The 25230-nt window shown below is 62.4% G+C and carries 25 protein-coding genes; 9 read left to right on the plus strand and 16 right to left on the minus strand.

The features are described from left to right. Positions 1-26: 26 nt before the first annotated feature. The 4 genes from M1D89_RS03885 to M1D89_RS03900 form a co-directional block, all read right to left on the minus strand. Entirely contained in the window at positions 27-1271 is a 1245-nt protein-coding gene (locus M1D89_RS03885; protein WP_498648214.1) for a low temperature requirement protein A, read from the minus strand. 118 nt (positions 1272-1389) lie between these two features. Then, entirely contained in the window at positions 1390-2688 is a 1299-nt protein-coding gene (locus tag M1D89_RS03890; RefSeq protein ID WP_498648216.1) for an ATP-binding protein, read from the minus strand. 136 nt (positions 2689-2824) lie between these two features. Next, the gene (locus tag M1D89_RS03895; RefSeq protein WP_498648218.1) at positions 2825-3586 is read right to left on the minus strand and encodes an SDR family NAD(P)-dependent oxidoreductase; all 762 of its coding nucleotides are present in this window, start codon (positions 3584-3586) and stop codon (positions 2825-2827) included. A 7-nt stretch (positions 3587-3593) separates the two neighbouring features. Beyond that, positions 3594-4514, minus strand: coding sequence for a fumarylacetoacetate hydrolase family protein (locus M1D89_RS03900; protein WP_498648220.1), 921 nt, complete (start codon positions 4512-4514; stop codon positions 3594-3596). A 139-nt stretch (positions 4515-4653) separates the two neighbouring features. Here M1D89_RS03900 and M1D89_RS03905 point away from each other — a divergent pair, with 139 nt between their 5' ends. The 5 genes from M1D89_RS03905 to M1D89_RS03925 are packed head-to-tail and all read left to right on the plus strand — an operon-like array spanning position 4654 to position 9418. Further along, a complete protein-coding gene (locus M1D89_RS03905) occupies positions 4654-5958 on the plus strand; it encodes an L-fuconate dehydratase (RefSeq protein ID WP_498648222.1) in 1305 nt (434 codons plus the stop codon). Then, positions 5955-7277 (plus strand): alpha-L-fucosidase, encoded by a 1323-nt coding sequence (locus M1D89_RS03910; protein WP_498648224.1) that lies wholly within the window; start codon positions 5955-5957, stop codon positions 7275-7277. The genes M1D89_RS03905 and M1D89_RS03910 overlap by 4 nt, the downstream gene beginning before the upstream one ends. Continuing rightward, the gene (locus M1D89_RS03915; protein ID WP_498648225.1) at positions 7270-7584 is read left to right on the plus strand and encodes an L-rhamnose mutarotase; all 315 of its coding nucleotides are present in this window, start codon (positions 7270-7272) and stop codon (positions 7582-7584) included. Before M1D89_RS03910 ends, M1D89_RS03915 begins: the two co-directional genes overlap by 8 nt. Continuing rightward, positions 7581-8552, plus strand: coding sequence for an aldo/keto reductase (locus M1D89_RS03920; protein WP_498648226.1), 972 nt, complete (start codon positions 7581-7583; stop codon positions 8550-8552). Before M1D89_RS03915 ends, M1D89_RS03920 begins: the two co-directional genes overlap by 4 nt. Continuing rightward, complete coding sequence (locus M1D89_RS03925) at positions 8549-9418, plus strand: amidohydrolase family protein (RefSeq protein ID WP_498648228.1); 870 nt, start codon at positions 8549-8551, stop codon at positions 9416-9418. The genes M1D89_RS03920 and M1D89_RS03925 overlap by 4 nt, the downstream gene beginning before the upstream one ends. Here M1D89_RS03925 and M1D89_RS03930 read toward each other — a convergent pair. From M1D89_RS03930 to M1D89_RS03955, 6 genes are all read right to left on the minus strand, one after another. Continuing rightward, positions 9415-10086, minus strand: coding sequence for a FadR/GntR family transcriptional regulator (locus M1D89_RS03930; RefSeq protein WP_017198766.1), 672 nt, complete (start codon positions 10084-10086; stop codon positions 9415-9417). The two genes, M1D89_RS03925 and M1D89_RS03930, sit on opposite strands and share 4 nt — an antisense overlap. A gap of 100 nt (positions 10087-10186) precedes the next feature. Next, complete coding sequence (locus tag M1D89_RS03935; protein WP_498645340.1) at positions 10187-11344, minus strand: IS30 family transposase; 1158 nt, start codon at positions 11342-11344, stop codon at positions 10187-10189. 191 nt (positions 11345-11535) lie between these two features. Then, positions 11536-13044, minus strand: a complete 1509-nt coding sequence (locus M1D89_RS03940) for an amino acid permease (protein WP_498648230.1) — start codon at positions 13042-13044, stop codon at positions 11536-11538. A 134-nt stretch (positions 13045-13178) separates the two neighbouring features. Beyond that, positions 13179-14594 carry an aspartate ammonia-lyase gene (locus tag M1D89_RS03945; protein WP_498648232.1) on the minus strand — a complete coding sequence of 472 codons (1416 nt, stop codon included), beginning with the start codon at positions 14592-14594 and terminating at the stop codon, positions 13179-13181. A 13-nt stretch (positions 14595-14607) separates the two neighbouring features. Then, a complete protein-coding gene (locus M1D89_RS03950; RefSeq protein ID WP_498648236.1) occupies positions 14608-15633 on the minus strand; it encodes an asparaginase in 1026 nt (341 codons plus the stop codon). Beyond that, positions 15630-16349, minus strand: coding sequence for a FadR/GntR family transcriptional regulator (locus M1D89_RS03955; RefSeq protein ID WP_014923019.1), 720 nt, complete (start codon positions 16347-16349; stop codon positions 15630-15632). The genes M1D89_RS03950 and M1D89_RS03955 overlap by 4 nt, the downstream gene beginning before the upstream one ends. A 102-nt stretch (positions 16350-16451) precedes the next feature. Here M1D89_RS03955 and M1D89_RS03960 point away from each other — a divergent pair, with 102 nt between their 5' ends. The 3 genes from M1D89_RS03960 to M1D89_RS03970 all read left to right on the plus strand — a co-directional run bounded on the left by M1D89_RS03960 (position 16452) and on the right by M1D89_RS03970 (position 18188). Beyond that, entirely contained in the window at positions 16452-16958 is a 507-nt protein-coding gene (locus tag M1D89_RS03960; protein WP_498648238.1) for a hypothetical protein, read from the plus strand. Positions 16959-17036: 78 nt separating this feature from the next. Continuing rightward, entirely contained in the window at positions 17037-17642 is a 606-nt protein-coding gene (locus M1D89_RS03965; RefSeq protein ID WP_498648240.1) for a hypothetical protein, read from the plus strand. Positions 17643-17726: 84 nt separating this feature from the next. Then, positions 17727-18188 (plus strand): DUF3817 domain-containing protein, encoded by a 462-nt coding sequence (locus M1D89_RS03970; protein WP_498648242.1) that lies wholly within the window; start codon positions 17727-17729, stop codon positions 18186-18188. 189 nt (positions 18189-18377) lie between these two features. Here M1D89_RS03970 and M1D89_RS03975 read toward each other — a convergent pair whose 3' ends face one another. The 5 genes from M1D89_RS03975 to M1D89_RS03995 all read right to left on the minus strand — a co-directional run bounded on the left by M1D89_RS03975 (position 18378) and on the right by M1D89_RS03995 (position 23484). Beyond that, positions 18378-18998 (minus strand): PKD domain-containing protein, encoded by a 621-nt coding sequence (locus M1D89_RS03975; RefSeq protein WP_498648244.1) that lies wholly within the window; start codon positions 18996-18998, stop codon positions 18378-18380. Between the two features lie 317 nt (positions 18999-19315). After that, on the minus strand, positions 19316-19987 hold the full coding sequence (locus M1D89_RS03980) for a DUF6318 family protein (RefSeq protein WP_498648246.1): 672 nt from the start codon (positions 19985-19987) through the stop codon (positions 19316-19318). A 639-nt stretch (positions 19988-20626) separates the two neighbouring features. Continuing rightward, positions 20627-21004: an RNA-binding S4 domain-containing protein gene (locus M1D89_RS03985; protein WP_159732710.1), complete on the minus strand. Its 378-nt coding sequence runs from the start codon at positions 21002-21004 to the stop codon at positions 20627-20629. Positions 21005-21182: 178 nt separating this feature from the next. Beyond that, a complete protein-coding gene (locus M1D89_RS03990; RefSeq protein ID WP_498648248.1) occupies positions 21183-22286 on the minus strand; it encodes a sulfite oxidase in 1104 nt (367 codons plus the stop codon). Between the two features lie 163 nt (positions 22287-22449). Continuing rightward, complete coding sequence (locus M1D89_RS03995; RefSeq protein ID WP_498648250.1) at positions 22450-23484, minus strand: aldo/keto reductase; 1035 nt, start codon at positions 23482-23484, stop codon at positions 22450-22452. Between the two features lie 252 nt (positions 23485-23736). On the opposite strand from M1D89_RS03995, the gene M1D89_RS04000 reads away from it, so the two are divergent. Then, on the plus strand, positions 23737-24228 hold the full coding sequence (locus tag M1D89_RS04000) for a flavin reductase family protein (protein WP_498648251.1): 492 nt from the start codon (positions 23737-23739) through the stop codon (positions 24226-24228). Between the two features lie 45 nt (positions 24229-24273). Here the strand turns inward: M1D89_RS04000 and M1D89_RS04005 are convergent, their stop codons facing one another. Continuing rightward, positions 24274-25143, minus strand: a complete 870-nt coding sequence (locus tag M1D89_RS04005; protein WP_498648253.1) for a hypothetical protein — start codon at positions 25141-25143, stop codon at positions 24274-24276. Between the last annotated feature and the right edge of the window lie 87 nt (positions 25144-25230).

Below are 25230 nucleotides of genomic sequence, written 5' to 3' on the forward strand. Positions count from 1 at the left end.
CAGGCCTCACAACGTACGGGAATGCCTTAGCCCGCTGCGGTTTCCAGCCGCCGCAGCGCTGCTGCCCGGCCCTTGTGCCCGCGTCGTTCGTCGTAGGCGATCGACAGGCCCAGGACCAGCATCATTGCCAGCATGCAGATCGGCACGGAGGCTCCCGCTGCAGCCATGGCAATGCTTGCAGCCAAGCCCAGGACCACCAGCGCGGAGCTCCAGAAGTGTTCGCGGTCCAGGCCGAGCATGATGCCGTACAGCGTGCTGAGCGAGACCTTGAAAATGATGATGGGAATGGCGATTGAGGCCACCGCAGCGGCCGCAGGAATGTGGGCTTCGTGGTCAATGTAGTAAGCGGCAACGTGCAGTCCTGCACCTGTGGCGGCAATGGCAGCGAAGATCGGCATGTGCCCATAGCCGAACACCCATGAACGGTGCCGCTGGACGTGAAGTGCCGGACCCGAGGGCAGGATGAAGTAGATCCACCACATGGCGAAGGCCAGCCCGGTTCCACTCAATCCAACCAAGGCGGCATCCATGGACCACTGGTGGGTGGCCACAATGGCACGCAGGGTTTCAATGGCACCAATCAAACACTCACCCAGGGCGATGATGGCCAGGAGCCCGTACCTCTCCGCAATGTGGTGGGCGTGCCACGGGGTACGGATCTGGCGTTCGGCGAAGTACGGTGCTGCCATCTCCATGATGAACAGTGGGGCTGCCATGAGGAAGGTGGTGAGGACGCTCGCATCGACCAAGAGAACCACGACCCATCCGACCTGGACGATCGCCACGTACTTCGCGTAGCGCAAGCAGGTTTCCCGCCGTTCTGGATCCTGCCGGGCGGCACGCAGCCACTGGAAAATCAGGGCCACCCGCATGACGATGTAGCCGAGCACCATGGTGAAGTTATCTACGTGCTTGCCCTCGATGATGGAGTGGAACACCGGCTCGACGCCCATGGCCAAGATCAGGACGCCAACCATCTGCACCATGGTGACCACGCGGAACACCCAGTCGTCGGTGTCGTAGGCGCTGGCGAACCAGGTGAAGTTGATCCAGGCCCAGATCACCGCGAACATGGCGAACGAGAAGGCGAGGAGGCCTGGCCAGAAATGCGCCTCTGCCACAGCATGGGCGAACTGGTTGCCGGCGACACCAAAAGCGATAACAAAGGTCAGGTCAAAAAAGAGCTCCAGCGGAGTTGCTGTGCGGTGCTTTTCATGGGGATCGCGGCCGCCCATGCGGGACAGCGCATGGCGAAGGGGATTCGAGGACATGGCTCAAAGATTACCGTTGCCCCTGCCTCCACGCCGAGCTCGCCGGAATACGTCGAGATCCCTTGGAATGTTCCAACGATCCCGCAGCATTCCGGCGAACTCGCGGCGAAAGTAACCCCTACACGCGCCCTAACACGTCGATGTCCTCCAGGAAATCCTGGTGCACCTCGGCGCTAACGGTGGTCCGGGTATCACCGATCGCATCGAGGTAGTCCTGGGTGACCGGTCCCTTACGTCCGTTGGGCGCAAGACCGGAGTCGCCGTCGTCGTACACTGCTTTTTCCAGGGCCCGCTGGGAGGCGCTGCGGGCAGCGAACTCGATATCCGCGGGGGAGAAGCCCTCGGTTCGCTCCACCAACTGGGCGATATCCACGGAATCCACCACGGTAGCGGGGATGAATCGCTGCCACATGGCTTCGCGGGCGTGAACGTCGGGGAGCCCGATGGGGATGACGTAGTCGAACCGGCCGTGGCGCAGGAACGCGGTGTCCAGGGCGCGGATGAAGTTCGTAGCGCACACCAGCAAGCGGCCGGGTTGTTCCCGGAAAGCCGGGATGATCTTGAGGAGTTCGTTGGTGACGCCCTGCAACGGCGACGGCGGATCACCGGCGCGCTGGGACGCGATCTCCTCCACTTCGTCGATGAAGACCACGGCGTGTTCCAGCTCGGCGATTTCCAGGAACGTCTCACGGAGTGCCCCGGCCAGTCCCTTGGGGTCAGCGGCCAGGCGGGACGGGAAGACTTCCACGAACGGCCACTCAAGCCTGGATGCGATGGCTTTGGCGAAGGTGGTTTTACCGGTACCTGGCGGGCCGAACAGGACTACTGCCCGGGGCGGGACCACACCGTATTCGTCTGCGAGGTCGGCCTCTGCCAAAGGCAAAACCAGTCGCCGCTCCAGCAGCTCCTTCTCGCGGCGCATGCCAGCCACGTTCTCCCACAGGTCCCGGGCAAGAATCCGCCCGCCCAACAGGCTTAACGGTTCCAGTTCCTGCCGCTGCACGGGGATGGTCCGCTCGAAGTAGCGCAGGTTTTTCTTCACCACGAACCCGCGCCCCAGGAAGGCTTCGACGCGTGTTTCGGTTTCCGGCATGAGCGCGGAGAGTTTGTTGAGGCCGTGCGGGGCCATGCGGTTCTCGACGGCGGACAGCAGCGAGGTGCCAATGCCGCGGCCGCGGAACTCCGTCAGCGTGGCCAGGAAAACGACCCACCCTTGGTCATGGGCGGCGCGTCCGACGGCGGCACCCACCACTTGGTCGCCTTGGACAGCCACCACGGCGTGGTCCTTCTCGCAGGACGCCAGTACCTCGGACAACGCGTACACGGGCTCCACGCCATCGGCTTTGAGTGACTCCCAGAGGTGCAGGATGCCGTCCAAATCGGACGAATGGAAGTCCCTGATGCGCCAGTTGCTCATGGCTGTATCTCCTGAGTCTGCTAAGTGAGTCGCCGTTGATCTCTTGGAGTTGAGCATAGGCGAACCACGGCTACAGGAGGTTGCGGGTCCGTTGCGTTACGAAACCCTACAGCCGCTCACCCCTACTGAAGCGGCCCTATTGAACCGGCCGTAGGCGCAGACCCTGCATGCCGCCGTCGACCGCCAGCGAGGTTCCCGACGTCGAACCCGACAGCGGGCTCGCGAGGTAAGCGACGGCGCCGGCTACCTCAGCGGGATCGACCATCCGCCCGTGCGGTTGGCGGGCGTTAAGGGCGGTTCGCTCAGCTGCAGGGTCAGCGGCTGAATCGAGCAACCGGCCAACCCACGGAGTGTCCACGGTGCCGGGGTTTACGCAGTTCACACGGATCCCCTCGCGGACGTGGTCTGCCGCCATGGCGAGCGTCAAAGACAAGACCGCGCCCTTCGACGCCGAGTACAGGGCACGCTGAGGAAGCCCGGCAGTCGCCGCAATGGAACAGGTGTTAACGATCGCGGCCGCCGGCGACTCACGCAGGTGCGGCAGGGCCGCCCGGCTGACACGGGCGATTCCCACCACGTTGACGTTGAGGACACGCAGCCACTCGTCGTCGTCGTTGGTCGCGATGTCACCTTGGGCGCCGATGCCGGCGTTGTTGATGACGATGTCCAGGCGGCCGAACTTCGTGGCCACAGCGTCGACGGCGGCTCGCACCGAGGGGTCATCGGCCACATTGCACTGCACACCGAAATGCCGGCTGGCCTCAGGAGCGAGGTCCAGGACTGCCACCTGCGCACCGCCGGCAGCGAGGCGGTCGGCGATCGCGGCCCCGATTCCGGAGGCCCCACCGGTCACGAGCGCTGCCAGGCCTTCGAATTCGTTGCCCACAGAGGGTGCCATGGCAGCGTCAGGCGTTGATGCGGACGGGAGCAGATGCACCGGGCTGTGATGGGGAGCCGGCCTGCGCGCGGAAGTACTCCTGCCGTTGGCGGCCCAGTCCTTCAATTTCCAACTCCACCACGTCACCTGGCTGGATGAAGGGGAATCTGCCGGACAGTGCCACGCCCTCGGGGGTGCCCGTGATGATCACGTCGCCCGGCTCCAGCAGCATGTACTGGCTGAGGTGGTGGACGATCGTTGCGGGGTCGAAGATCATGTCCGAGGTAGTGGAGTCCTGGCGGCCTTCGCCGTTGACTAAGGTCTGCAGGTGAAGGTTGCCGGCATCAATATCCGAGGATGGGACCAGCCACGGACCCAGGGGAGTGGAGCCGGGGAGGGTCTTGCCCTTGGTCCACTGGCCCGCCGCTCCGGGGATCTGGTAGTCGCGCTCGGAGAGATCGTTGGCTACGGCATAGCCGGCGATGCAGCCCTCGGCCTCGGAAACGGAGGAAAGGTATGACGCTTCCTTGCCGATCACGATTGCCAGTTCCACTTCCCAGTCGTACTTTTCCGACGACGGCGGGATGGGGGCTGCGTCGAACGGGCCGGCGATAGTGTTGGTCGGCTTGAGGAACACCACGGGAACCTCGGGCGGCGTAGCACCGGATTCGGCAGCGTGCGCGGTGTAGTTGAGTCCAATGGCAACCACTGCACCGGGTCGCGCGACGGGGGCGCCAAAGCGTAGGCCTTCCGGGGAGATCTCGGGAAGTTCCCCTTTGTTGAGCGCTTCGCGGGTGCGTTCGATGCCATCTGAGGCGAGGAAACCGCCGTCGATGTCGTTGGTCAGGGCCTTAAGGCTGAAGTACTTCTCAGCGCCGTCAGCGTCCTGGGCGATGACGGCCGGTTGTTCGTTTCCGGCCGTACCCAGCCTGGCGAATTTCAAGGTCATGGCTTCCTCCGTGCGTTCGGGACTAACATCCGAGCTCTAGTGTGGTGTTTTCACCCATAATACGGAAATGTGACCCATTGACAAGGTAGACATCGGATGTTTAGGCTCGTGAAGAATCGTGACGCACTACAGGAGCCGCATGAGCATCATCACCGCAATGGATACGTTCGATATCCGCTTTCCCACATCCTTGGAACTGGACGGTTCCGACGCCATGAACCCGGATCCGGACTATTCCGCCGCGTACCTGGTCATCCGCACGGATGCCGGGGACGGACATGAGGGCCACGGCTTTGTGTTCACCATCGGGCGGGGGAACGAGGTGGAGACGGCGGCGATCGAAGCCCTCCGTGGGTACCTTCTTGGCCGCACGGTTGAGGACCTGCTGGCAGACATGGGAGCCATGTGGAAACTGTTGACCCATGACTCGCAGCTCCGGTGGCTGGGTCCCGAGAAAGGTGTCATGCACATGGCTATCGGCGCCGTGGTCAATGCGCTGTGGGACTTGAAGGCCAAACGCGCAGGGCTGCCCCTCTGGGAGTTGCTCTCCGGCATGACGCCCGATGAGCTCGTAGCACTTGTGGACTTCCGCTACCTCACGGACGCGCTTACCCCGGACGAAGCTTTGGACATTCTCCGCGCTGCCGAACCCGGAAGGGAAGAGCGCAAAGAGGCACTTCGCGCTGACGGCTACCCCGCGTACACCACGACGCCGGGCTGGTTGGGCTACAGCGACGAGAAACTCACACGGCTGGCCAAGGAAGCCGTGGCTGACGGATTTTCCCAGATCAAGTTAAAGGTTGGCGCCTCCTTGGAGGACGACATCCGGCGCGTGCGGGCTGCCCGCGCTGCCGTTGGTCCCGACGTCAAGATCGCGGTCGATGCCAACCAGCGCTGGGATGTGCAGGAAGCCATCGACTGGATGGCGCACCTTGCCCCCTATGACATCGCCTGGATTGAGGAACCCACCAGCCCGGACGACATCCTCGGCCATGCCGCCATCGCCCGCGGAGTGGCGCCCATCCCCGTAGCCACTGGCGAGCACGTCCAGAACCGGGTGGTGTTCAAACAGATGCTCCAGGCCGGGTCGCTTCAGGTCCTCCAGATTGACGCGGCCCGGGTAGCGGGAGTGAACGAAAACATCGCCATTCTCCTTCTCGCTGCAAAGTTCGGAGTGAGGGTTTGTCCGCATGCCGGTGGTGTCGGTCTGTGTGAAGCAGTCCAGCACCTGTCCATGTTCGACTTCATTGCGGTGTCCGGGACCAAGGAGAACAGGACCATCGAGTTCGTGGACCACCTCCATGAACACTTCATCACACCTGTGGACGTCCACGACGGCGCGTATTGGCCGCCGTCGGATCCTGGCGCTGGAAACGAAATGCTCCGTGAAACACTGGCCGCGTACAGCTTTCCGGACGGCCCCGTATGGAAGGAATCCCGTTGATCCAGCACGCACCTTGGTTTGAAGAGGCACGTTTTGGGATGTTCGTTCACTGGGGCATCTACGCCCTGCCTGCCCGGCACGAGTGGGTGATGAACCAGGAAGAAATCACAGTGGAGGAGTACTCCAAGTACTTCCAGCGTTTCGACCCCGACCTCTACGATCCCCGGGAATGGGCACGCGCAGCACGGGACGCCGGGATGAAATACGTGGTCCTCACCACCAAGCACCACGACGGCTTCTGCCTGTGGGACTCCGCGCTGACGGATTACAAGGCCACCAACACGCCTGCCGGCCGCGACCTGATAGCGCCTTATGTGGAAGCACTCCGGGCCGAGGGGCTGAAGGTCGGCTTCTATCACTCGCTTATCGACTGGCACCACCCCGACTTCACCGTGGACGGCGTACACCCCCAACGGAACGCGGCCGACGTCGAAAGCTTGAACGCCGGACGCGACATGGCGCGCTACCGCGAGTACCTGCACGGCCAGGTGCGCGAACTCCTGAGCAACTACGGCAGCATCGACTACCTGTTCTTCGACTTCTCCTACACAGGTGGGCACGAAGAAGAATTCTGGGGTGGCAAGGGCCGGAAGGACTGGGATTCGGAGGCATTGCTCGCCATGGTGCGGGAATTGCAGCCCGGCATTGTGGTCAATGATCGTTTGGAGATCCCCGGCGACTTTGTCACTCCCGAGCAGTACCAGCCCGCCGGCCCCATGATGGTCGACGGCGAACCGGTCGCCTGGGAGGCCTGCCAGACCCTCAACGGTAGTTGGGGTTATGACAGGGACAACCTGAACTACAAATCCGCGGACCTGCTCATCCGGATGCTGGTGGATGGTGTGTCCAAGGGCGGCAACCTGCTGCTCAACGTCGGCCCCACAGGCAGGGGAAATCTCGATCCGCGGGCCCTGGCGTCCTTGGAAGGCATCGGCCAGTGGATGAAGCTGCACTCGCGGTCCATCTACGGAACGGGGGCCTCCCCGTTCAAGGCACCGACGGACGCCCGGTACACCCAGCGTGGGAACAGGCTCTATGTTCACTTGTTCGCTTGGCCGTTCGAGTATGTCCACCTCCCGGATCTCGCCGGGAAGGTCGAGTACGCGCAGTTGCTGAACGACGCATCCGAGGTGTTCCTCAAAGAGGTAGACCCCGGGCAGCAGGCCATGAATATGACCCAGGGAGGGCAGCCGCCAGGCACCTTGACCATCAAGCTGCCTGTCCAGCGACCGAACGTTGCTGTGCCAGTGCTGGAACTGTTCCTGACACCCGAGGCTGCGGAGCCGTCGGCCGCGGAGCCCGAGGCCGCTCGTGACTGAGAGCATCGCCCTGCACACCAAGCTGAAGCCGGGAACCGAAGAAAAGTACGCGGACGCGCACGCGACCATTCCCCCTGACCTGGTGGCAGCGCTCAAGGACGCCGGGGTCCGGAACTGGCGGATCTGGCGCAGCGGCCTCGATCTTTTCCATGTAGTAGACGTCGATGACTACCAAGCAATGCGCCACGCGCTCGCCGACCATCCGGCCAATGTGCCGTGGCAAGCCCGAATGGCTGAACTTTTGGAGGTCCAGGACGATTACTCGGGGGAGGATACGGGTATCCAGAAGATATGGGAGCTGCGATGAACTCACTTGACCTCGGCAAACCAGGAAAACCAGGAAAACCAGGCAAACTAGGCAAACTGGGCTTCGGCGGAGCGGGCATCGGAAATCTCTATCGGGAGATCCCGGACGGGGAGGCGCTCGCCACCGTGTTGGCTGCGTGGGACGCCGGCATCCGCTACTTCGACACAGCGCCTCACTACGGCCTTGGCCTCTCGGAGCAGAGATTGGGCGCGGTCCTCCGTGATAAACCCCGGAACGAATTCGTCATCTCCACCAAGGTGGGCAGGCTACTCGAACCCAACTCCGGTAGCGGCCAGGACCCGGAGGGCTTCGAGGTCCCCGCGACGTCACGACGCGTGTGGGATTTCTCCGAAACAGGCATCCGGCGCAGCATCGAGGACTCCCTGGAGCGGCTCGGCTTGGACCATGTGGACATCGCATACCTGCACGACCCCGACGTTCACGATCTTCAGGCCGGAATCTCCCAGGGCCTTCCAGCACTGGAGAAACTGCGCTCCGAAGGAGTGGTCCGGGCAATCGGTGTGGGCATCAACTCCGCAGAGGCAGCCTTGGAATGTGTCGAAGCCGCCGATCTCGACCTCGTGATGCTCGCCGGCCGCTACACCCTGCTCGAGCAGCCCAGCGTCCCGTTGCTTGAACGCTGTGTGGAGCGAAGCACCGGCGTCGTAAGCGTGGGCGCCTACAACTCGGGCCTCCTGGCCCGAGCCGACGTTCCGGAAGACGCGCATTACAACTACGGCCAAGCACCGCCGGAGGTGCTGGAGCGTGCGCGTGCGCTCGCGGCCCTCTGCCGGGACTTCGGCGTGGAACTTCCGACGGCGGCGCTCCAGTTCCCGTTGCGGCATCCGGCCGTGGTGAACGTGACAGCCGGGGCGACTTCTCCTGAACAGGTGGCCACGAACGCTGCCAGAATGGAGGCGCCCGTGCCGGACGAACTGTGGAAAGTGTTGGAGGAGCGCATGGCGTGATTGATTCGCATCTGCACCTGTGGACCTTGGACACCTTCGTCAGCGGCGGTGTGCGCCACTATCCATGGCTCGGACCGCAACACGGTGCGCTCTTCCGCAGCTTTGGCGAGGACGAGGCGCGTGAGACGTTGGACGCTGCCGGGGTGAGGGGAGCCGTTCTGGTCCAGGCCGACGACACCGTAGCCGACACCGAGAGCATGTTGGCCGTTGCAGCGCGGAATCCCTGGGTGCTCGGAGTAGTGGGCTGGATCAGGTTGGATTCGCCTAATGAAGCTGCAGAACAGTTGCACCGTTTCACAGCACATCCCGTCTTCAAAGGCGTTCGGCACCTGGTGCATGACGATCCCCGCAATGACTTTCTGGATCTTCCCGCTGTAAGGAATTCCCTGGCATTGGTGGCTGGGGGAGGGCTCACTTTGGACATCCCGGATGCCTTCCCCCGGCATCTGGGGTCTGCGGTTCGGCTGGCCCGCGAGATGCCGGAACTGACGGTTGTGTTGGATCACCTGGGTAAGCCGCCGCTGGCTGATCCTGAGCTCATGGACTCGTGGAGCGCTGATTTCCGGGCGCTCGGGCGGGAGCCGAACTCGGTGGCGAAGCTCTCCGGACTGCATTTACCTGGCGTTGAGTACACCCCGGATGCGTTGCGACCTCTGTTTGAATCAGCGTTGGAGGCTTTCGGGCCGGAGCGTTTGATGATCGGCTGCGACTGGCCAGTGAGCACCTTGGGCGCCCCCTATGGCCGGACTCTGGATGTACTGCTGGAACTCGTGTCTACCTTGCGTCCTTCGGAGCAGGACCTGGTGCTTGAGGAGACGGCTATTCGGACCTACGGCCTGGCGGTCACCCCTATCGCCGAAGGTTAGAGCGCCTGCCGCAGCCAGTTCTCCACGCCACTGATATGCACAGTAACGAGGGCCCGCACTAGTTCGGCATCTCCCCGTTCAAGTGCGTCCGCAATGGCGCGGTGTTCAGCCAAGGTGTGCGCCACGGCCTTTTCCTGTGTCAGGCCACGCCAGATCCGGGCGCGAACGGTGCTGCTGGACAGGGCCTCCAGGAGGCTCCCCAGGTAATCATTTCCGGCGGCCTCGGTGATGATGCTGTGGAACTCAAGGTCGTGGGCAACAAGCTCCTCAACGTCAGTGTTCTCGTCGATGCCGTCCATCGTGCTCCGCAGGGCAAGCAGCTCGTCCGGCGTGATTTTTCCCGCGGCCAAGTGTGCGGTGGCCGGCTCCAGGATTCGTCGGACTTCAAAGAGTTCCAGGATGGACCGGTCCTGGTGCAGGTCCACCACAAAGGCCACGGCTTCGTTGAGCAGCTTCGCATCGAGGCTGGTCACGTAGGTGCCGTCACCACGGCGGACATCCAGCACGCGGATCAGCTCGAGGGCTTTCACGGCCTCACGCAACGAACTCCTGGAAAGACCGAGCCGTTCGCTCAGTTCCTTTTCCGGCGGAAGTCGATCGCCGGCCTTGAGTTCGCCGCGGATCAGCATGTCTTTGATCTTGCTGATCGCCTCGTCTGTGACAGCCATGGACCAATAGTAGCCACGAATGATCGGATGTCTGTCTGCGCCGCGTCCTCACCCCACTAAGTCGCAGTTGAGGTCGTTTTCAGCCGGTGGTTTCTAGCGGTTATCGCAACAGGAAGGTTCTGATCATCTCATTGGGGGTGCAGAAGTCGAATCGTTGGCGGGGTCTGTCGTTGAGTTCGTGGGCGACGTAGTCGAGGTCGGTTTGGCTGTAGATGCTTAGGTCTGCGCCTTTGGGGAAGTACTGGCGCAGGAGCCCGTTGGTGTTCTCGTTCGAGCCGCGTTGCCAAGGTGAGTGGGGATCGCAGAAGTAGATGTCGATGTCGGCTGCGATCTTCACTTCCTTGTGCCTGCGCATTTCGGTGCCTTGGTCCCAGGTCAGTGAGAGCCTCAGTTCGTCGGGAAGGGCGCCCATTTTGCGGATCAGCCCATCCCGAACAGACTCGGCACGGTTTTGACCGGTCGGGACATGGAGGAGCATCACGAACCCGGTTGTGCGCTCCACGATGGTGCCGATGGCGGTTTTTCCGTCCTTGCCTACGATCAGGTCCCCTTCCCAATGCCCTGGCACGGCACGGTCTTCGACCTCGGCGGGACGGTCGGCGATCATGACCTTGTCCTGGATTCTGCCGCGGCGTTCGTCGGGGCGGCGTTGGGGTTTGCGCAGGGTCCGGCCGGTGCGCAGGTTCTTGACCAGTTCCCGCTTTAGCCCGCCCCGGGACTCGAGATAGAGGGACTGGTAGATGGTCTCGTGTGACACCCACATCTCCGGGTTGTTCGGGAAGTCCTTGCGGAGTCTGCCAGCGATCTGGACCGGTGAGTCTTTCTTTTCGAGCCGCTTTTCGACTTCCAGGCGCAAGGGCTTGTTGCTGTTGAGCTTAGCGGTCTTGGGCCTGGCTGCCCGGGCGTGGGCGCGGGCATGGGCGGTGGTAGCCCGGTAGAAAAAGACCTTGTCAGCGTTCCGCCGGAGCTCCCGGGAGATCGTTGACGGGGAACGACCCAAACGTCTGGCGATCTCACGGACCGATTCCTTGCCCCGCCATAACGAGATCAACTCCCGCTCCTGGAACGATAGGGAACGGCCGGTCAGGGTCCGGCCCCGACGGGGCCGGACCCCTCCTGAGGACCTCAGCTCACGGCGGACCGTCGTTACGGACCACCCGACGAACGCACCAGCATCTTCAAAACGGGCACCGTCCGCAACCTGCTGCCAGAACGACTGGACAACCTCAGCAACCAAACGATTCGTGAACTTCACCATGGCAATCGACACCCTTCAATAATCAGGTGTTGCGATCACCGCATGATTCAGCGCCCTCAAAACGACCTCAACTGCGACCTACTTGGGGACGTTAACTGACGACGGCGGCACCTGGGTTCCGATTGGTACGGAACCCGGGTGCCGCCGTCGTGAGTTAGCGGTTGTTACCTGTGGGGGCTGTTACTTGGCGCCTACTTGTCGCCGCCGGGCAGCGGGCGGTTTGCAATCACGGGCGCGCTGCCCGTGTAACCGTCGCGGGTGGCAGCAAGCTCATGAATTTGCTTGCGGCACAGGAACCAGCCCCACACCATGAGTCCGCAGGCAATCGCGGTGACCAGCATGGTCAACGGGGACTCGATGAACACCATGATCAGCACGGCCGCCAGGAAGAGCAAAGACAACCAGCCCGTGTAGGGAGCACCGAACATCCGGAAGGACGGACGCTTCAGCCATCCCTTGTCGGCCCAACGTTTGAGTTGCATCTGGCACAGGACGATGGTGGCCCAGGTGACGATGATGCCCACGGAAGCGACGTTCAGGACGATCTCGAAAGCGTCGGCCGGAACAAGGTAGTTCAGCGGAACTCCCAGGAGGGAAACGCCGGCGGTGATGGCGATTCCACCGTAGGGGACGCCTGCCTTGTTCATGCGCTGGGCGAACTTCGGGGCAGAGCCGGCCACCGACATGGAGCGGAGGATGCGACCTGTGGAGTAGAGCCCGGCGTTCAGCGAGGACAGTGCTGCGGTGAGCACCACGAGGTTCATGATGACGTCCACGCCCTCCACGCCGATGGAACCGAAGAACGTCACGAATGGGCTGACGCCCTTCTCGTAAGAGGTGTACGGCAACAGGAGTGCCAGCAGAATCACGGAGCCAACGTAGAAGAGGGCGATGCGGATGACCACGGAGTTGATGGCCTTGGGCATGATCTTCTCCGGGTTGGCGGTTTCGCCGGCTGCGGTGCCGATGAGCTCAATCGAGGCGTAAGCGAAGAGCACACCCTGCATGAGGATGATCATGGGAAGGACGCCGTTGGGGAAGACTCCGCCGTTGTCTGCGATGAGGCTGAAGCCGACTTCCTGGCCCTCCACCGGGGTGCCGAAGATGACGAAGTAGGTACCCACCAGGAGGAAGGCCACCAATGCTGCCACCTTGATCAGCGCGAACCAGAACTCCATTTCACCGAAGACCTTCACGGAGACCAGGTTGAGGCAGAGCACTACGACCAGCGCAATGAGCGCCCACGCCCACTGCGGAACGGCACCTATCCAGGCGACGTATTTGCCGAAGAACTCCATGTAGAGCGCCGCTGCGGTGATGTCCACGATGGTGGTGGTGGCCCAGTTGATCCAGTAGAACCAGCCCGAGACGAAGGCGGCCTTCTCGCCGTAGAACTCACGGGCGTAGGAGACGAAAGATCCTGACGACGGGCGGTGCAGAACGAGTTCACCGAGGGCGCGGAGGATCAGGAAAGCGAAGAAGCCACAGACTGCGTAAGCGATAACGAGGGAGGGACCAGCTGCGTTGAGTCGGCCGCCGGCGCCCAGGAACAGGCCGGTGCCGATTGCGCCGCCGATCGCGATCATCTGGATCTGGCGGGGCTTGAGGTCCTTGTGGTAGCCGGAGTCCTCCTTGTGGAGGGCTTTCTCGCTGGCGTGCGCTTGGGCCGGGACCGTGTGGTCCGTGATGGGATTGGTCATTGGAATCCTTAGGGGTGTCCTGTTGGGGGTGTCCTGGGCATGTCCGGTCGGGGGTCCGGGCACGCGGAACAAAGCCTCGTGGGGGTGTGCCTCATGGGCGGGACGACTGGGGCGTTTAGAAAGCCAGTTTCGGCCTATTTGCTGAGATTTGCCAGACGTTCGGGGCTAAGCAGTTCCTCAAGCTGGGTGGCGGTCAGGAGACCGTGCTCCAACACGAGTTCCGCTACGCCCTTGCCCGTTGCCAGCGCTTCCTGGGCGATAGCGGTGGCGGAGGCGTAACCGATATGGGGGTTCAATGCCGTGACGAGACCGATCGACTGCTCCACGGTAAGCCGTAGCCGTTCGGTGTTTGCAGTGATGCCCCGGACGCAGCGCGCCGTAAGGGTGCGGCACGCTGCTTCCAGGTGGGAGATGCTCTTGTGCAGGCTGTGCACAATGATCGGTTCGAAGGCGTTCAGCTGAAGCTGGCCGGCCTCCGCGGCCATGGTGACTGTGACATCGTTGCCGATGACTTCGTAGGCCACCTGGCTGACCACTTCCGGGATCACCGGATTGATCTTGCCGGGCATGATCGACGAACCGGACTGCACGGCCGGAAGGTTGATCTCGCCCAAACCCGCACGCGGTCCGGAGGACAGCAGGCGGAGGTCGTTACAAATCTTGGAGAGTTTCACTGCCACGCGTTTCAGCACGCCGGACAAGTGAACGAAAGCTCCTACGTCCTGCGTGGCCTCAATGAGGTCAGCAGCGGTCAGGAGGGGAAGGCCCGTAATTTCGGCGAGATGGCGGCAGGCGGCCTCAGCGTAGCCGGCCGGGGCATTCAAGCCTGTGCCGATTGCCGTGGCTCCAAGGTTGATCTCGTGGATCAGCATGTGGGACTCGTCCAAGCGGGCCCGGTCCTCGCCGATTGTTACGGCGTAACCGCCAAACTCCTGGCCGAGGGTCATGGGAACGGCGTCCTGCAACTGCGTGCGTCCCATCTTCACGACGGTCCGGAACTCCCGGCCCTTCTCAGCGAACGCCAGCTCGAGTTCTTCGAGGGCTTCCAGGAGTTCTTTCACGGAGAAGATCGTGGCGAGGTTCACCGCCGTCGGATAGACGTCGTTGGTGGACTGGCTCAGGTTCACATGGTCGTTCGGGTGCAGCTTGGAATAGTCGCCCTTGGGGTGGCCGAGGATCTCCAGCGCGCGGTTGGCGATGACCTCGTTGGCGTTCATGTTGGAACTGGTTCCCGCGCCGCCCTGGATCACATCAACCATGAACTGCTCCTGGAGCATGCCGTCCATGATGTCCTGGCAAGCCTGCTCGATGGCACCCGCCTTTTCGGCGTCCAGTAGGCCAAGCTCGTGGTTGGTGCGGGCCGCAGCCTGCTTCACGGCGGCCAGGCCCCTGACGAGGTGCTTGTTGGTGGAGAGCGGCTGCCCGGTGATGGGGAAGTTCTCGATAGCGCGGAGAGTGTGGACGCCCCAGTAAGCATCCGCGGGTACATCGCGGTCACCCAAAAGGTCGTGTTCGGAACGGAGGGGGATCGCCTGATCGACGGTGGTCATAGCTGTCCTTGGTTTAGTTGCTGAAAATTTGGGCTGCGCGGAGCTCGCCGACCGGAAGGCCGCCGCCCAGCACGGGTGGGCTCTGAAGCGTGGCCAAGCTGCCGCCGTCGACGCCCAATTGGCGGAGGACCTCAACGGTGACGGGCATGCGGGCGCGATCGCCGCCGTCGGAAATCTTCACTGCCACGCCGGTGCCGTTCGGGAGGCCGACAAGCTGGAGTCCCTCAAAGCCGTCCTTGGCGAGGAGTCCCGGGACCGCCCGCATGAGGGCGGTGACATCGCGGCCTTCGCCGGCCACCATCTGTGGGTAGCGGCGCATGGCGTGGGCAACCTTGCCCTCGTCTGTGCTTTCGTCGGCAGCGGCCAAGCGGCCGTAAGCACGCGCCATGCCATGCAGGGTGTGGGCGAACAGCGGAGTGCCGCAACCGTCAGTACTAACCGCCGCAGCTTCCTCACCCGTCAGATCCGTGATGGTGTCGCGGACCAGGACCTGAAGCGGGTGCTCGGGATGCAAGTACCCCTCCACAGGCCAGCCGTTGATGACGCAAACTGCGGTCATGGAAGCGTGCTTGCCGGAGCAGTTCTGCGCAATTTGGGTGGGGCTGTTGCCTTGGCGGAGCCACTCTTCACGTTCAGCGACGCCGTAAGGGAGGTCGGTGCTGTTACCCAGCGCCGCTTCGGTGAGGCCATGCAGCTTCAGGATCTCGGTGGCGCCATCGCGGTGCATCTGCGCGCCGGAGTGGCTGGCAGCCGTCAGTGCCAAGAGGTCCTGGGGTATGTCCAAACCGGCCTTGAGCAGCGCAACAGCCTGGAGCGGCTTCAGGCTTGAGCGCGGGTACATGGGGGCATCCGGTTCGCCGGCCTGGACTGCGGTGCCGCCATCTGCGCTGAGCGCGATCAACGAGCCGTAATGAACGCTTTCGACCAGGCCGTCGCGGGTTACCTCTACGAGCGGGACGTGGTTCGGCGCTTTTTTCGCGTGGGCCTGGGCCGGTGCTTCGGGGGCGGGCATGGTGGCAGTGTCCTTTGGGTGTGTCATTTGCTGAGGATCGTGTCCAGCGCGACGCTGACGGCCTGCAGGTGAGCGGCCATCGCTTTGCTTGCTGCTTCGGAGTCGCCGGCTTCGATTGCGTTGAGCACTGCGACGTGTTCCTCGTCAGAGCGGTGTTGCCGGTCTGCCACGAGGTTCAAGGTTTCGGACTGATGGGCCAGGGCTTCACGTATATCGGAAACCACGCTGGCAAACACCCGGTTTCCGCTGGCGCGGGCCACGGCTGAGTGGAAGCTCGCGTCCAGGTTCACCCAGGCTTCGGGATCGTTCTCCGTGAGCATTTCCTGGACGATGTCCTTGAGGTGCTCCAGCTCTTCCTCGGTGCGGCGCTGGGCGGCGAGGCCGGCCGCCGGGATCTCGATGTGCGGGCGGGCTTCGTTAAGATCACGCGCACTGTACTGACCCAAGGTAAGGTCATTAGCAACCTTGTTGGCAACAATGAACGTGCCCTTGCCGGTCTTGGTCACGGTAAGGCCCAAGGTGTTGCAGGACCTCAACGCTTCCCTGATGACTGAACGGCTTACGCCATACTGGCCTGCCAGGGTCGCCTCGGAGCTCAGCTTAGTTCCGATATCGAACTGGCCGCCTTCGATGGCGCGCCGAAGGGCCGCAAAGACCGCTTCAGCTGCGGAAATGCGTGAGATAGGCGTATGCCCACCCTGGGGTCCTTGCTGTCCGGCTGTCCGGCTGTCTGACAGGTTCACGTTTTGAATATGGCACGGGTCACAAGTGCCTGTCAACGCTGAAAGGTTTGCTTCAGGCTTTGGCGGCTTTGGGCCTATCAGGGGCGGCCCGCACAATGGAGCATGCTCTTCACCAAAAAGTCACTCACTGAGGACGGGTTCACCGGATTCCGGCCCCTCGACGAACTCGATCCCATGAGGATTCCCCAAGGACCTGGGATCTTCGCAATCCTATGTCCCGCGGATTTCGAGCCGGTGTTTCTTACCAAGAGCACCGCCGGTACGTTCAAAAAGAAGGACCCCAACCTCAAGCGTGAATCCCTGGAGTCCGAATGGATTCCGGATGCTTCTGTGCTGTATATCGGCAAAGCCAGTGCCGGGAGCCAAGGTAATCGGGGCCTCCGCAAGCAGTTCCAAGAGTTCATGGATTACGGACGTGGACGACCCACCGTCGTCTGGGACGCCCGGCTCATCTGGCAACTCCGTGACGCCCTGGACCTGATCGCTGCGTGGAAGGAACTCCCTGCCTCCGAAGTAAACGCCGCCGAGGCCGCCTATCACGCTGACTTTGTTGCCGCCCATAGCCGTCTTCCGTTCGCCAACCTGGTTCAGGCCCGCTCCAAGAAGTAGGGCTTCACGTACGACGGCGGTACTCGGCTTGCGTCGTCGGCCTGCCGCTAACCTGGATTCCGGCGCATAATGGCATCCATGACGGCCCTTGTCTCCCCTGGAAGCAAACCTCATGGATCCCGCATCACTGTGGAGGTGCCCGTCGTACGTGTCGGGGCAGGGCCCTCGGACTACGACGGACTAAACCGCTTTGTCGACTCCCTTCGCAAGCCGCAAGGGCTGCACATGACATTGCTGCACGTTGGGATCCTGGACGAGCTGGGAACGGACATCTTGGGGTGGACGAAGGGGCTGTCACCCCCGGAGAAGGTACTTCCCGAGGTGGCTGGTTGGTTGACGGAGTTGCCGGTACTGCAGGGTTTTCTGGGGAAGCCGGACAAACTGATCCCCTTGGGTGGTGGCCGTCTCATGGGGCTCGAAGTGGACGTGCCACAGGAAGTACACGACTACCAGGCACTTTTGGTGCAAGGGCTGCACGTACTTCTTGACGACCTCGGCCTCGACAACATCGACGATTTCATCTTGAGCTCGCCCGCACTTGGCTACAAGTCACCCCGGTGGTTGCCCCACATCGCAGTTGGCAAGGCCCGCACTAGGCACGAGCCTGCGATAGAGATTGCACCCGTGGCCATTGAGTTCGGCGACTCGCGGATCCGCAATCGCGAGGCACTACCTTCGCCCTAACCGACGGTTGCACTGACTGACGCAAGGGAAGTTCTACAGCCGGTAAAATAGGGTGTGTCTCCCGTTTTCTACCTGAGGACTTCCATGCAGCCCCGCACCTTGTTCCGTACCGTTGCTTTTGCCGAGGCCGTGACATGGACGCTGCTCTTGATCGGACTGTTCCTTAAGTACGTCACGCGCACCACAGACGTTGGTGTGAGCATTGCCGGAGGCATCCACGGGTTCGTGTTCCTTTGCTATGCCGCGACGGCTGCTTTCACCTGGATCAACCAGAAGTGGTCTACTCGGACGGGTTTGCTGGCCATCGCTTCGGCAGTGATTCCGTATGCCACTATCCCCATGGAGAAGTCGCTGGACCGTCGTGGCCTCCTCGCCGGTGATTGGCGCTTGGCGGCTGGGGGAGAATCGCCCCAAGGCGGCTTCGAGAAAGCCCAGGCTTGGGTCCTGCGTAACCCGATTCTTGCCATAGTTGTCACCCTGGTTGCCGTGGGAGCAGTGTTTAGCTTCCTGCTGTTCATGGGCCCTCCCGGGACCTGGTTCTCCTAGGCTTCAGCAGGCGAAAAGCATCAGTCCTTAGGAACTGATGCTTTTCTTCACTTAAGGCGAAGGATCCCTGACTCCATGGGCCGCAACCACCCACTTTGAATCGTGGGTGGTCTCGACGCGCCGTCTTTTTGGTGTGTCGCCAGGATGCGGCGATCAAAGTGGGTGGTGGCGGTACGTGGCGCCGTCCGTCTATCTGCTCTCCGCGCCGGGGCAGCCCCAGGAGTTGGGGTTTTCCTGGCAGGTGTCGGCGACGAGTGCTTTTTCTGTTTTCCAGACTTGGACTGTTTTGGCGGGTGTGGTGATGTCCAGGGTTCCGTTGATGGGCAGTGGTGGTCCGTTGTTGACGGAGTAGGTGCCGGCGAAGCTGGTGGTGAGGCTGGCTTGGTAGTTGCCGGTGTCTGTGTAGGTGTGGCTGGTGCGTGTCTCGTTGTTGAGCCATTCGGCCTCGGGGATGGAGTAGCCGGCGGCCGGGGTTGGTCCGAGGGCGGTTCCGTCGCCGAAGGTGTAGGTGTAGTTGGTGGGTGTGGCGGTCAGGTGGACTGCTTGGCCGAGGATGGTGACGTCGAAGCCTTGTTCTCCCGCGGTGGCATAGAAGTTGGTGGGTCCGCCTTTCAGGGTGTGGGGGAAGGGCTGGGCTTCAAGGCTTCCCGGGTTCACTGGAAGTTGGCGGAAGTCGGTGAGGATCCTCGCGGCGATATTGGCCAGGACGTTCTCCGGCTCGGCATCGTAGAGGCAAGTGGGGCCGGTGGTCGCACGGTACTCCGTCCAGTCGGGGTTGGTAATGGCCTTCGGAGCTTTCTTCCAGACCACTGGAATGCCTTCAGGTCCGCCAGGAGTTTTGGGCGGGCATTGAAGCCCTTGGCACCCCAAGCCTCCACCGCCGGCGCGGCACATGGTGTCCGGTTTGTATTGGTAAGGGTCTTCTGTCGCAGGTTCTCCAAGACTTGCGGTGGGCACTCCGGTACTGCTGTCGAGGACGTAGTGTGCGCTCAGAACCAACCCCGTTTCACCCCTGTTGGCCCGGACCCCTGGTTCCTCAGCCGCTGCACTGAAAGGCGAACCGAGAATCATGAGTATTGAGGCACAAGCGAGGACATATACCGCGGTCTTTCGATGGGTGCGCATCCTCAGCCCAGAATCAGTCCGTTGTCGATCACTAGCCAATTACCACTCTTGAAGGTCACCTTCACAGCCTCTGCAGTGTTTGAGGCTTCCGATGCCATCTGGCTGATCGTCGCGTTGGCATCGAAGTACAGGATTTCCTCCTGGATGACCTGGACCTTCGCCACCTGAGAATCAGCTCCGTTCTGCCAGAGGACTTCGATCGACGGGACGGATATTCTGCCTCCAACCAACCACCGACCATCCGCATAGTTCACCTCGATGGCCTTCTTATAGGCGACACCCGACTCTGTGGTCGTGTCTGTCGACATCATCCACGCCGTCAAATCACCCGTTTCCGTCGCATAGGAGTATGTCGCGTACCAGTACCCAATGAACGCCTCCAGCCCCGCCTTTGAGTTCTCCTTCGCCAGCTCCGGCATCACCGGAACAGGCACGTTCTCCGCCTTCCCCTTCGCATCGGCAGGCTTGTAGACAGGAGGCGCTGACGGAGTAGCCGAAGCCGAGGGAACCGAAACACTCGTGGTGGGCGACGCCGTCGTCGAACTTGTTTCTGAGCGTGGGCCGCCAGGTGCGGAGCCACCCTGACAACTGCTCAGAAGCAGCGCAGCGGTCAGAGCCAAAACCGCCGTTCGGACGTGAAGAGACGGAAAATAGGCAAACGAATGGCGTGACATGACAGGCTCCCCAGCAGCTGTTTGGCGGTGTGCCGGTCAGTCTAGGCGGGGGACGGGTAACCATTCATGTCAGAAAACGCGGCCTGTGGATAACCGGTCTCACACTAAGCAGGATCAGGGGGAGCGGGAAAAAGCTATGTGCTACGTGGGGGTCCTTCAGCAGCTAACTTCTTGATCCAATCAGGAGTCACTTTTCCGAGGCGTCGATCCGTGACGAGTCGCAGCTGTGCCGCCGCGGTCTGCACCCCGCGGTCCCGCGCTGCGGCGCCACGATCGATGCGGGTCGTTGTATCTATTGGAGACCTGATTTGTCCCGATGGTCCCACCGGTTCTGCACTCATCGCTGGCCTCTCAAATGATGTCGTGTCTAGTTGACTCATTGTTGCGGGAATCGGACTTCTGGTCCAGTGCGTTGTTCAGGCCGGAACTTGGGTGATCAAGGAAAGGTTCACCGGATGAAGCGGTGCCCACCCGTCGAAGATCTGAGGAGCCAGAGCTGACAGGAAATGCCACCATCGGTTGGTGCCGCGTGCAAGGCCACATTGACGGGAACAGGAACTGGCGGCAGCGTGGTCACAACTTCAACCTAAAGAAGATGTCCCGGGAATGGGCGGCCAAGCGGTGGTATGTGGAAAACCACTACCCCCGCAGCTTCTCCATGTCCCGGCGGTCCTTCTTGGTGGGCCGGCCGGCGCCGCGGTCACGCTGGGGGAGTCCGAGTTTTGGAGCAACGGGTCGCGGGGGAGTGTGGTCGGTGAAGCAGTGGGACGCGGCTTCCGCCCCTACACGCTTGGCGATGAGTCGCCGGACTTCGAGGATTCGCTCCCAGCCGGACTCTCGGACCCGTATGGTGTCGCCGATGATCACGCTTTGCGACGCTTTGACAGGGTTTCCGTTGACGCGGATGTGCCCGGCACGACAGGCAGCGGTGGCGGCCGAGCGGGTCTTGTAGGCACGGATCGCCCAAAGCCAGGCGTCGACGCGGACGTTTGCCGGGGATGATGACGGGATACTCATGATTGGGAAGAGTCTAACCGGGCCTCGCAAGACCCGCGAGAACGCCGGAAACATGCGAGTACGCGGGGAAGCCACCGAATACGCCGGAGCGCTCCGGCGATCACGCAGCGTTCCGGCGATCTCGGCGAGGCGGCCGGGCCCGCGGCCCGGGCGTCGCCGAGGCCGGAACCGAAAGAACCTACCGCACCGTCACCTCAACCACCTGAGCCATGTTGTTTCCGATGCCCTGGTAGTTCCACACCTGCTCGGTGGGCTGCAGCGCGCCCGAGGTATCCATCGCCCTGCACCGCAGAACGTGCTCGCCCGGACTCGCGACCCACACCATGGACCACGAGCGCCAAGCGAAATCACCCAGAGGAGGTTCGAGGTGCGCGGGCATCCATTCGCCGTCGATTCCTACCTCAACGCGCTCCACCTCGCCGTGGCCGGACCACGCACGCCCGTGCAGCATCACGGGACCGGCGTCCACCACGCGTCGCCGGGTGTAGAAGTCCGGGATTCCCGGCGGAATCATGAGGGAGCGCACCCGGATATGGGAAACGGGAATCCCCGGCCCGTCAGGGCCCTGAAGGTAGTGATACGCCACAGCCTGCTGGAACCCCATGAACCGCGACTTCACGGCCTCGATCGACGTCAACCACTTCACACTCGCCATGCCATACCAACCCGGCACCAGCAGCCTGAGCGGGAACCCGTGCTGGATGGGCAAAGGGTTGCCGTTCATGGCGTAGACCAGCATGACTTCGGGATGCATCGCTTCTGCCACTGAAAGGCTGCGTGCATAAGGCTCTTCGACACCGCCTTGGATGCCGTTGTCGGCGCCGGTAAAAACAAGTTCGACGGCGTCGCTCGCCAAACCGGCTTCCTCCAGCAACGGCGCCAACGGGGTGCCGGTCCACTCGGCTGTGCCTACGGCGCCTAGAACCCACGGTTGGCTGACGGGACGAGGTTGCAGAAGCGACCGGCCGTTGCCCGCGCATTCAAGGGTGACAGGCATGGTGACGGCGGGCCGGGCTTTGATGTCCTCAAGACTCAACTCGAGGCTCCGCTTAACGGCGCCGCCCAGGCGTAGTCGCCATGTCTCTGCGGAAACGTGCGGGATGTCGAAGTGGATCAGCAGGTAGTGAAGGCCGGCCGGCGTGATGTCGTCGTGCAGGGCCTCAAGTGGCATGGAGTGATTCCGCCCGGAGAGCTGCAGTTCTTCGTGGGTCAGCGGGCCTTGGGTCGGCTGACCGGGGTTGGCGGCCTTCGTTGCTCTTTGTTTGATGTGGTGCTTGGACATGGGACGGCGGCGTTCTACTGGAAGCTAAACGCTGCGGAGTGCCGCAGCACTTAGGTCAAGGATCACGCCGCGGGCGAACCCCGTCAATAGCTCGTTGTGAGGCCTGCTCTGCGCCCAAAAGCGAGCACATAGCGCGCAAAGCGGGCCTCACAACGCAAGGGGGCTACCGGCGTCGTAATTCCGGGTACTCAAGGTGGGGTGCAACCGTGCCGGCATCGCGCTCCAGGAAGTTAACGGCCGGGGCAACGATGTCGTCGATTTCGTCGAGGATCGCCTCGCTGAGCACCACATCCGCGGCCTTCAAATAGTCGGTGAGGTGGTCCTCGGTTCGCGGCCCGATGACCACGCTGGTGACTGCCGGGTGGTTAAGGGCGAAGCCCACGGCAAGCTGGATCAGGGTCAACCCATGGCGGGCGGCAAGCTGCGCGAGGGCATCTGCGGCGTGCAGTTTCCCTTGGTTGAAGGGTGCGTTGACGTCGAAGCGGCCCGGAACCGCAGCCGATCGCGAACTTTCCGGCTGGCCGCCGCCGACGCGATAACCGCCAGCCAGCCACCCGCCGTCGAGCGGTCCGTAACTCAGAACGCCGACGCCGTACTGCTGGGTGATGGGGAAAACGTCCCGTTCATTCGCGCGTACCAAGAGCGAATACGGAACCTGGTCCACCACAGGCGGCGTCAGGTGGTTGGTGTTCGCGATCCACTGGGCCTCCACAAGCTGGGCAGGGCTGAACACGGACGTGCCGTAGTACAGGATTTTGCCTTGCCGAATAAGGTCATTGAGGGCTGTGATGGTCTCCAACAGATCAGTGTTGTAGTCCGGTCGGTGCGCTTGGTAGAGGTCGATCCTGTCCGTGTTCAGCCGCCGCAAACTGTCCTCCACAGCCCGGACAATCCACCGGCGCGAGTTTCCGGCGTGCGCAGGGTTGGATCCCATCTGGCCATGGAACTTGGTGGCAAGGAAAACATCGTCACGGCGGCTGTGGATGGCCTGGCCAACCACAGTCTCGGCCTCGCCCTGAGAGTAAATGTCGGCGGTGTCGACGCTGGTGATACCGGCGTCGAGGGCCGCCTTGATGATGCGGATGCTCTCCGCCGGACCTGTGGGTGCGGCGCCGGTGCCGAAGTTCAGGGTGCCCAGAGTGAGGGGGCTGATCAGGGCGCCAGTGCGTCCAAGCGTTCGTAGCTCGTTGAGGCTCATGTCGGCTTCCTGTGGTGGGACAGTGCTGGTGGGATGTTCAATCGAGGCTACACACGGCCGCCGGAGGCATAAACGCAAATGGTAGAAGTTCTTCGTTTTTCGTCTTGGGAGGTAATGGAAGCGGCCATACTTCGCGACATTTCTTGACATGCGGCAACACAAATGTCTTCCGAATCAACAAATATTGCTGTTTCAGGAAGCAGGTGAATTATGGGAAAGGAACACAGGCTACGCACGATAGGGGACAGCGGAATGACACAGACCACAGTGGAAGAAACGGCGGCCATCAAGGCAGCATTTGCGCAGTTTCCGTCCGGAGTTGCTGCGTTCAGCGCGATGGTGGACTTCACGCCGGAAGCCCTGGTGGCATCGTCCTTCACGGTTGGCGTTTCACTGGAACCACCGTTGGTGATGTTCGCCGTGCAAAACACCTCCACCACCTGGCCGAAGCTCCGGCAGGCTCAGCGCCTGGGCGTTTCGGTGCTCGCGGAAGGTCAGGAAGGGGCGGCCCTCCAGTTGGCCTCCAAGACACGCGACCGTTTCGCCGGGCTGGACACCAGCGTGAGCGATTCAGGTGCAGTGCTGATCGACGGCGCGGTGCTGGGTTTCGAATGCGAAGTCATCTCCGAGACACCGGCCGGTGATCACGCGATTGTGGTTCTCGAGGTCAAAGCGACCACCATCAACCTCGAGTCCAAGCCCTTGATCTACCACGGTGCGACGTTCCGCCAGCTTGCAGCATAAGCGGCAGCTGGCAGCGTAGGCGTCAGCTGGCAGCGTAGGCGTCAGCTAGGAGTTGCGGCTGGCGCCGCTGAGCGAACCTTTTCGAATCGGGCTCGGAGACTTTCCACTCTTGGAAGCGTTCGGGCCCGATTTCTTCGCCCCGTTGCTCGAGCCAGAGCCCTTGGCATCGCCGGGCTGCGTCGGGCCGTTGTCCGGCCTCTTGGGCGGGAAGTCCGGACGCTTGGGAGCCGGAGTTTTGCCATTGGACGACGGCGCGGGGTCGTCAAGGTCGCGGACAGTCACCTTGATGGCGGGCGGCTGTTGGGCTTTGGCGCGCGCAGCCGCCCGTTCGTCTGCTTCTGCCACAGCGTCGGCCCAGTCCTTTGCGAGCACAGGCGGTTCTTTGGCTGCTGCAACGACTATGGGATGGTGGGCGGTCTGATGTTCCACCACCGATTTCACCTCGGCCGGTTTTGGCAGGTTGCGGGGGTCGACTTTTGCCTTCCACGCGCCTTCCTTGAGTGTGGAAGACGCACCCGAGAGCCGACGTCGAACATCTCCCATGAGGTCGCGCTTAGGCGCGGCAGCTGCGGCGGGGGCGGTGACCGGGGCAACTGCTGCGGGCGCGGAAACTGCTGCTGGTGCAGGTGCGGGCATCAAAGCAGGCTCTGGTGCGGAAGGGGCGGAATCCTCGGCGTCAACAGCCGCGGGATCAGGCACGTGCACCGGATGCTGGGGGAGGTGAACGATGGGAGTGTGGTCCTTCTTGGGGAAAATCCCCACCATCGCCAAGAGGATGATCGACAGTAGCCGTCCAATTCCGGCGACCACCAGAGTGATGATAATGATCAACCCGAGCCCCAGGAACATCAGGACTGCGAGTCCCAGCGTGCCCAAATACGTCAGATTGATGGCGAGTGTTGTCGGATCCTCCACGTTAGCCTCCCCTGGCCGTCGTTTTGTGATGCGCCCATTGCCCACCCAGCTTGCATCTATAAGCCTAAGGTCCAGCACCGACGGAAT

The organism is Arthrobacter sp. D3-18 (assembly GCF_054408525.1).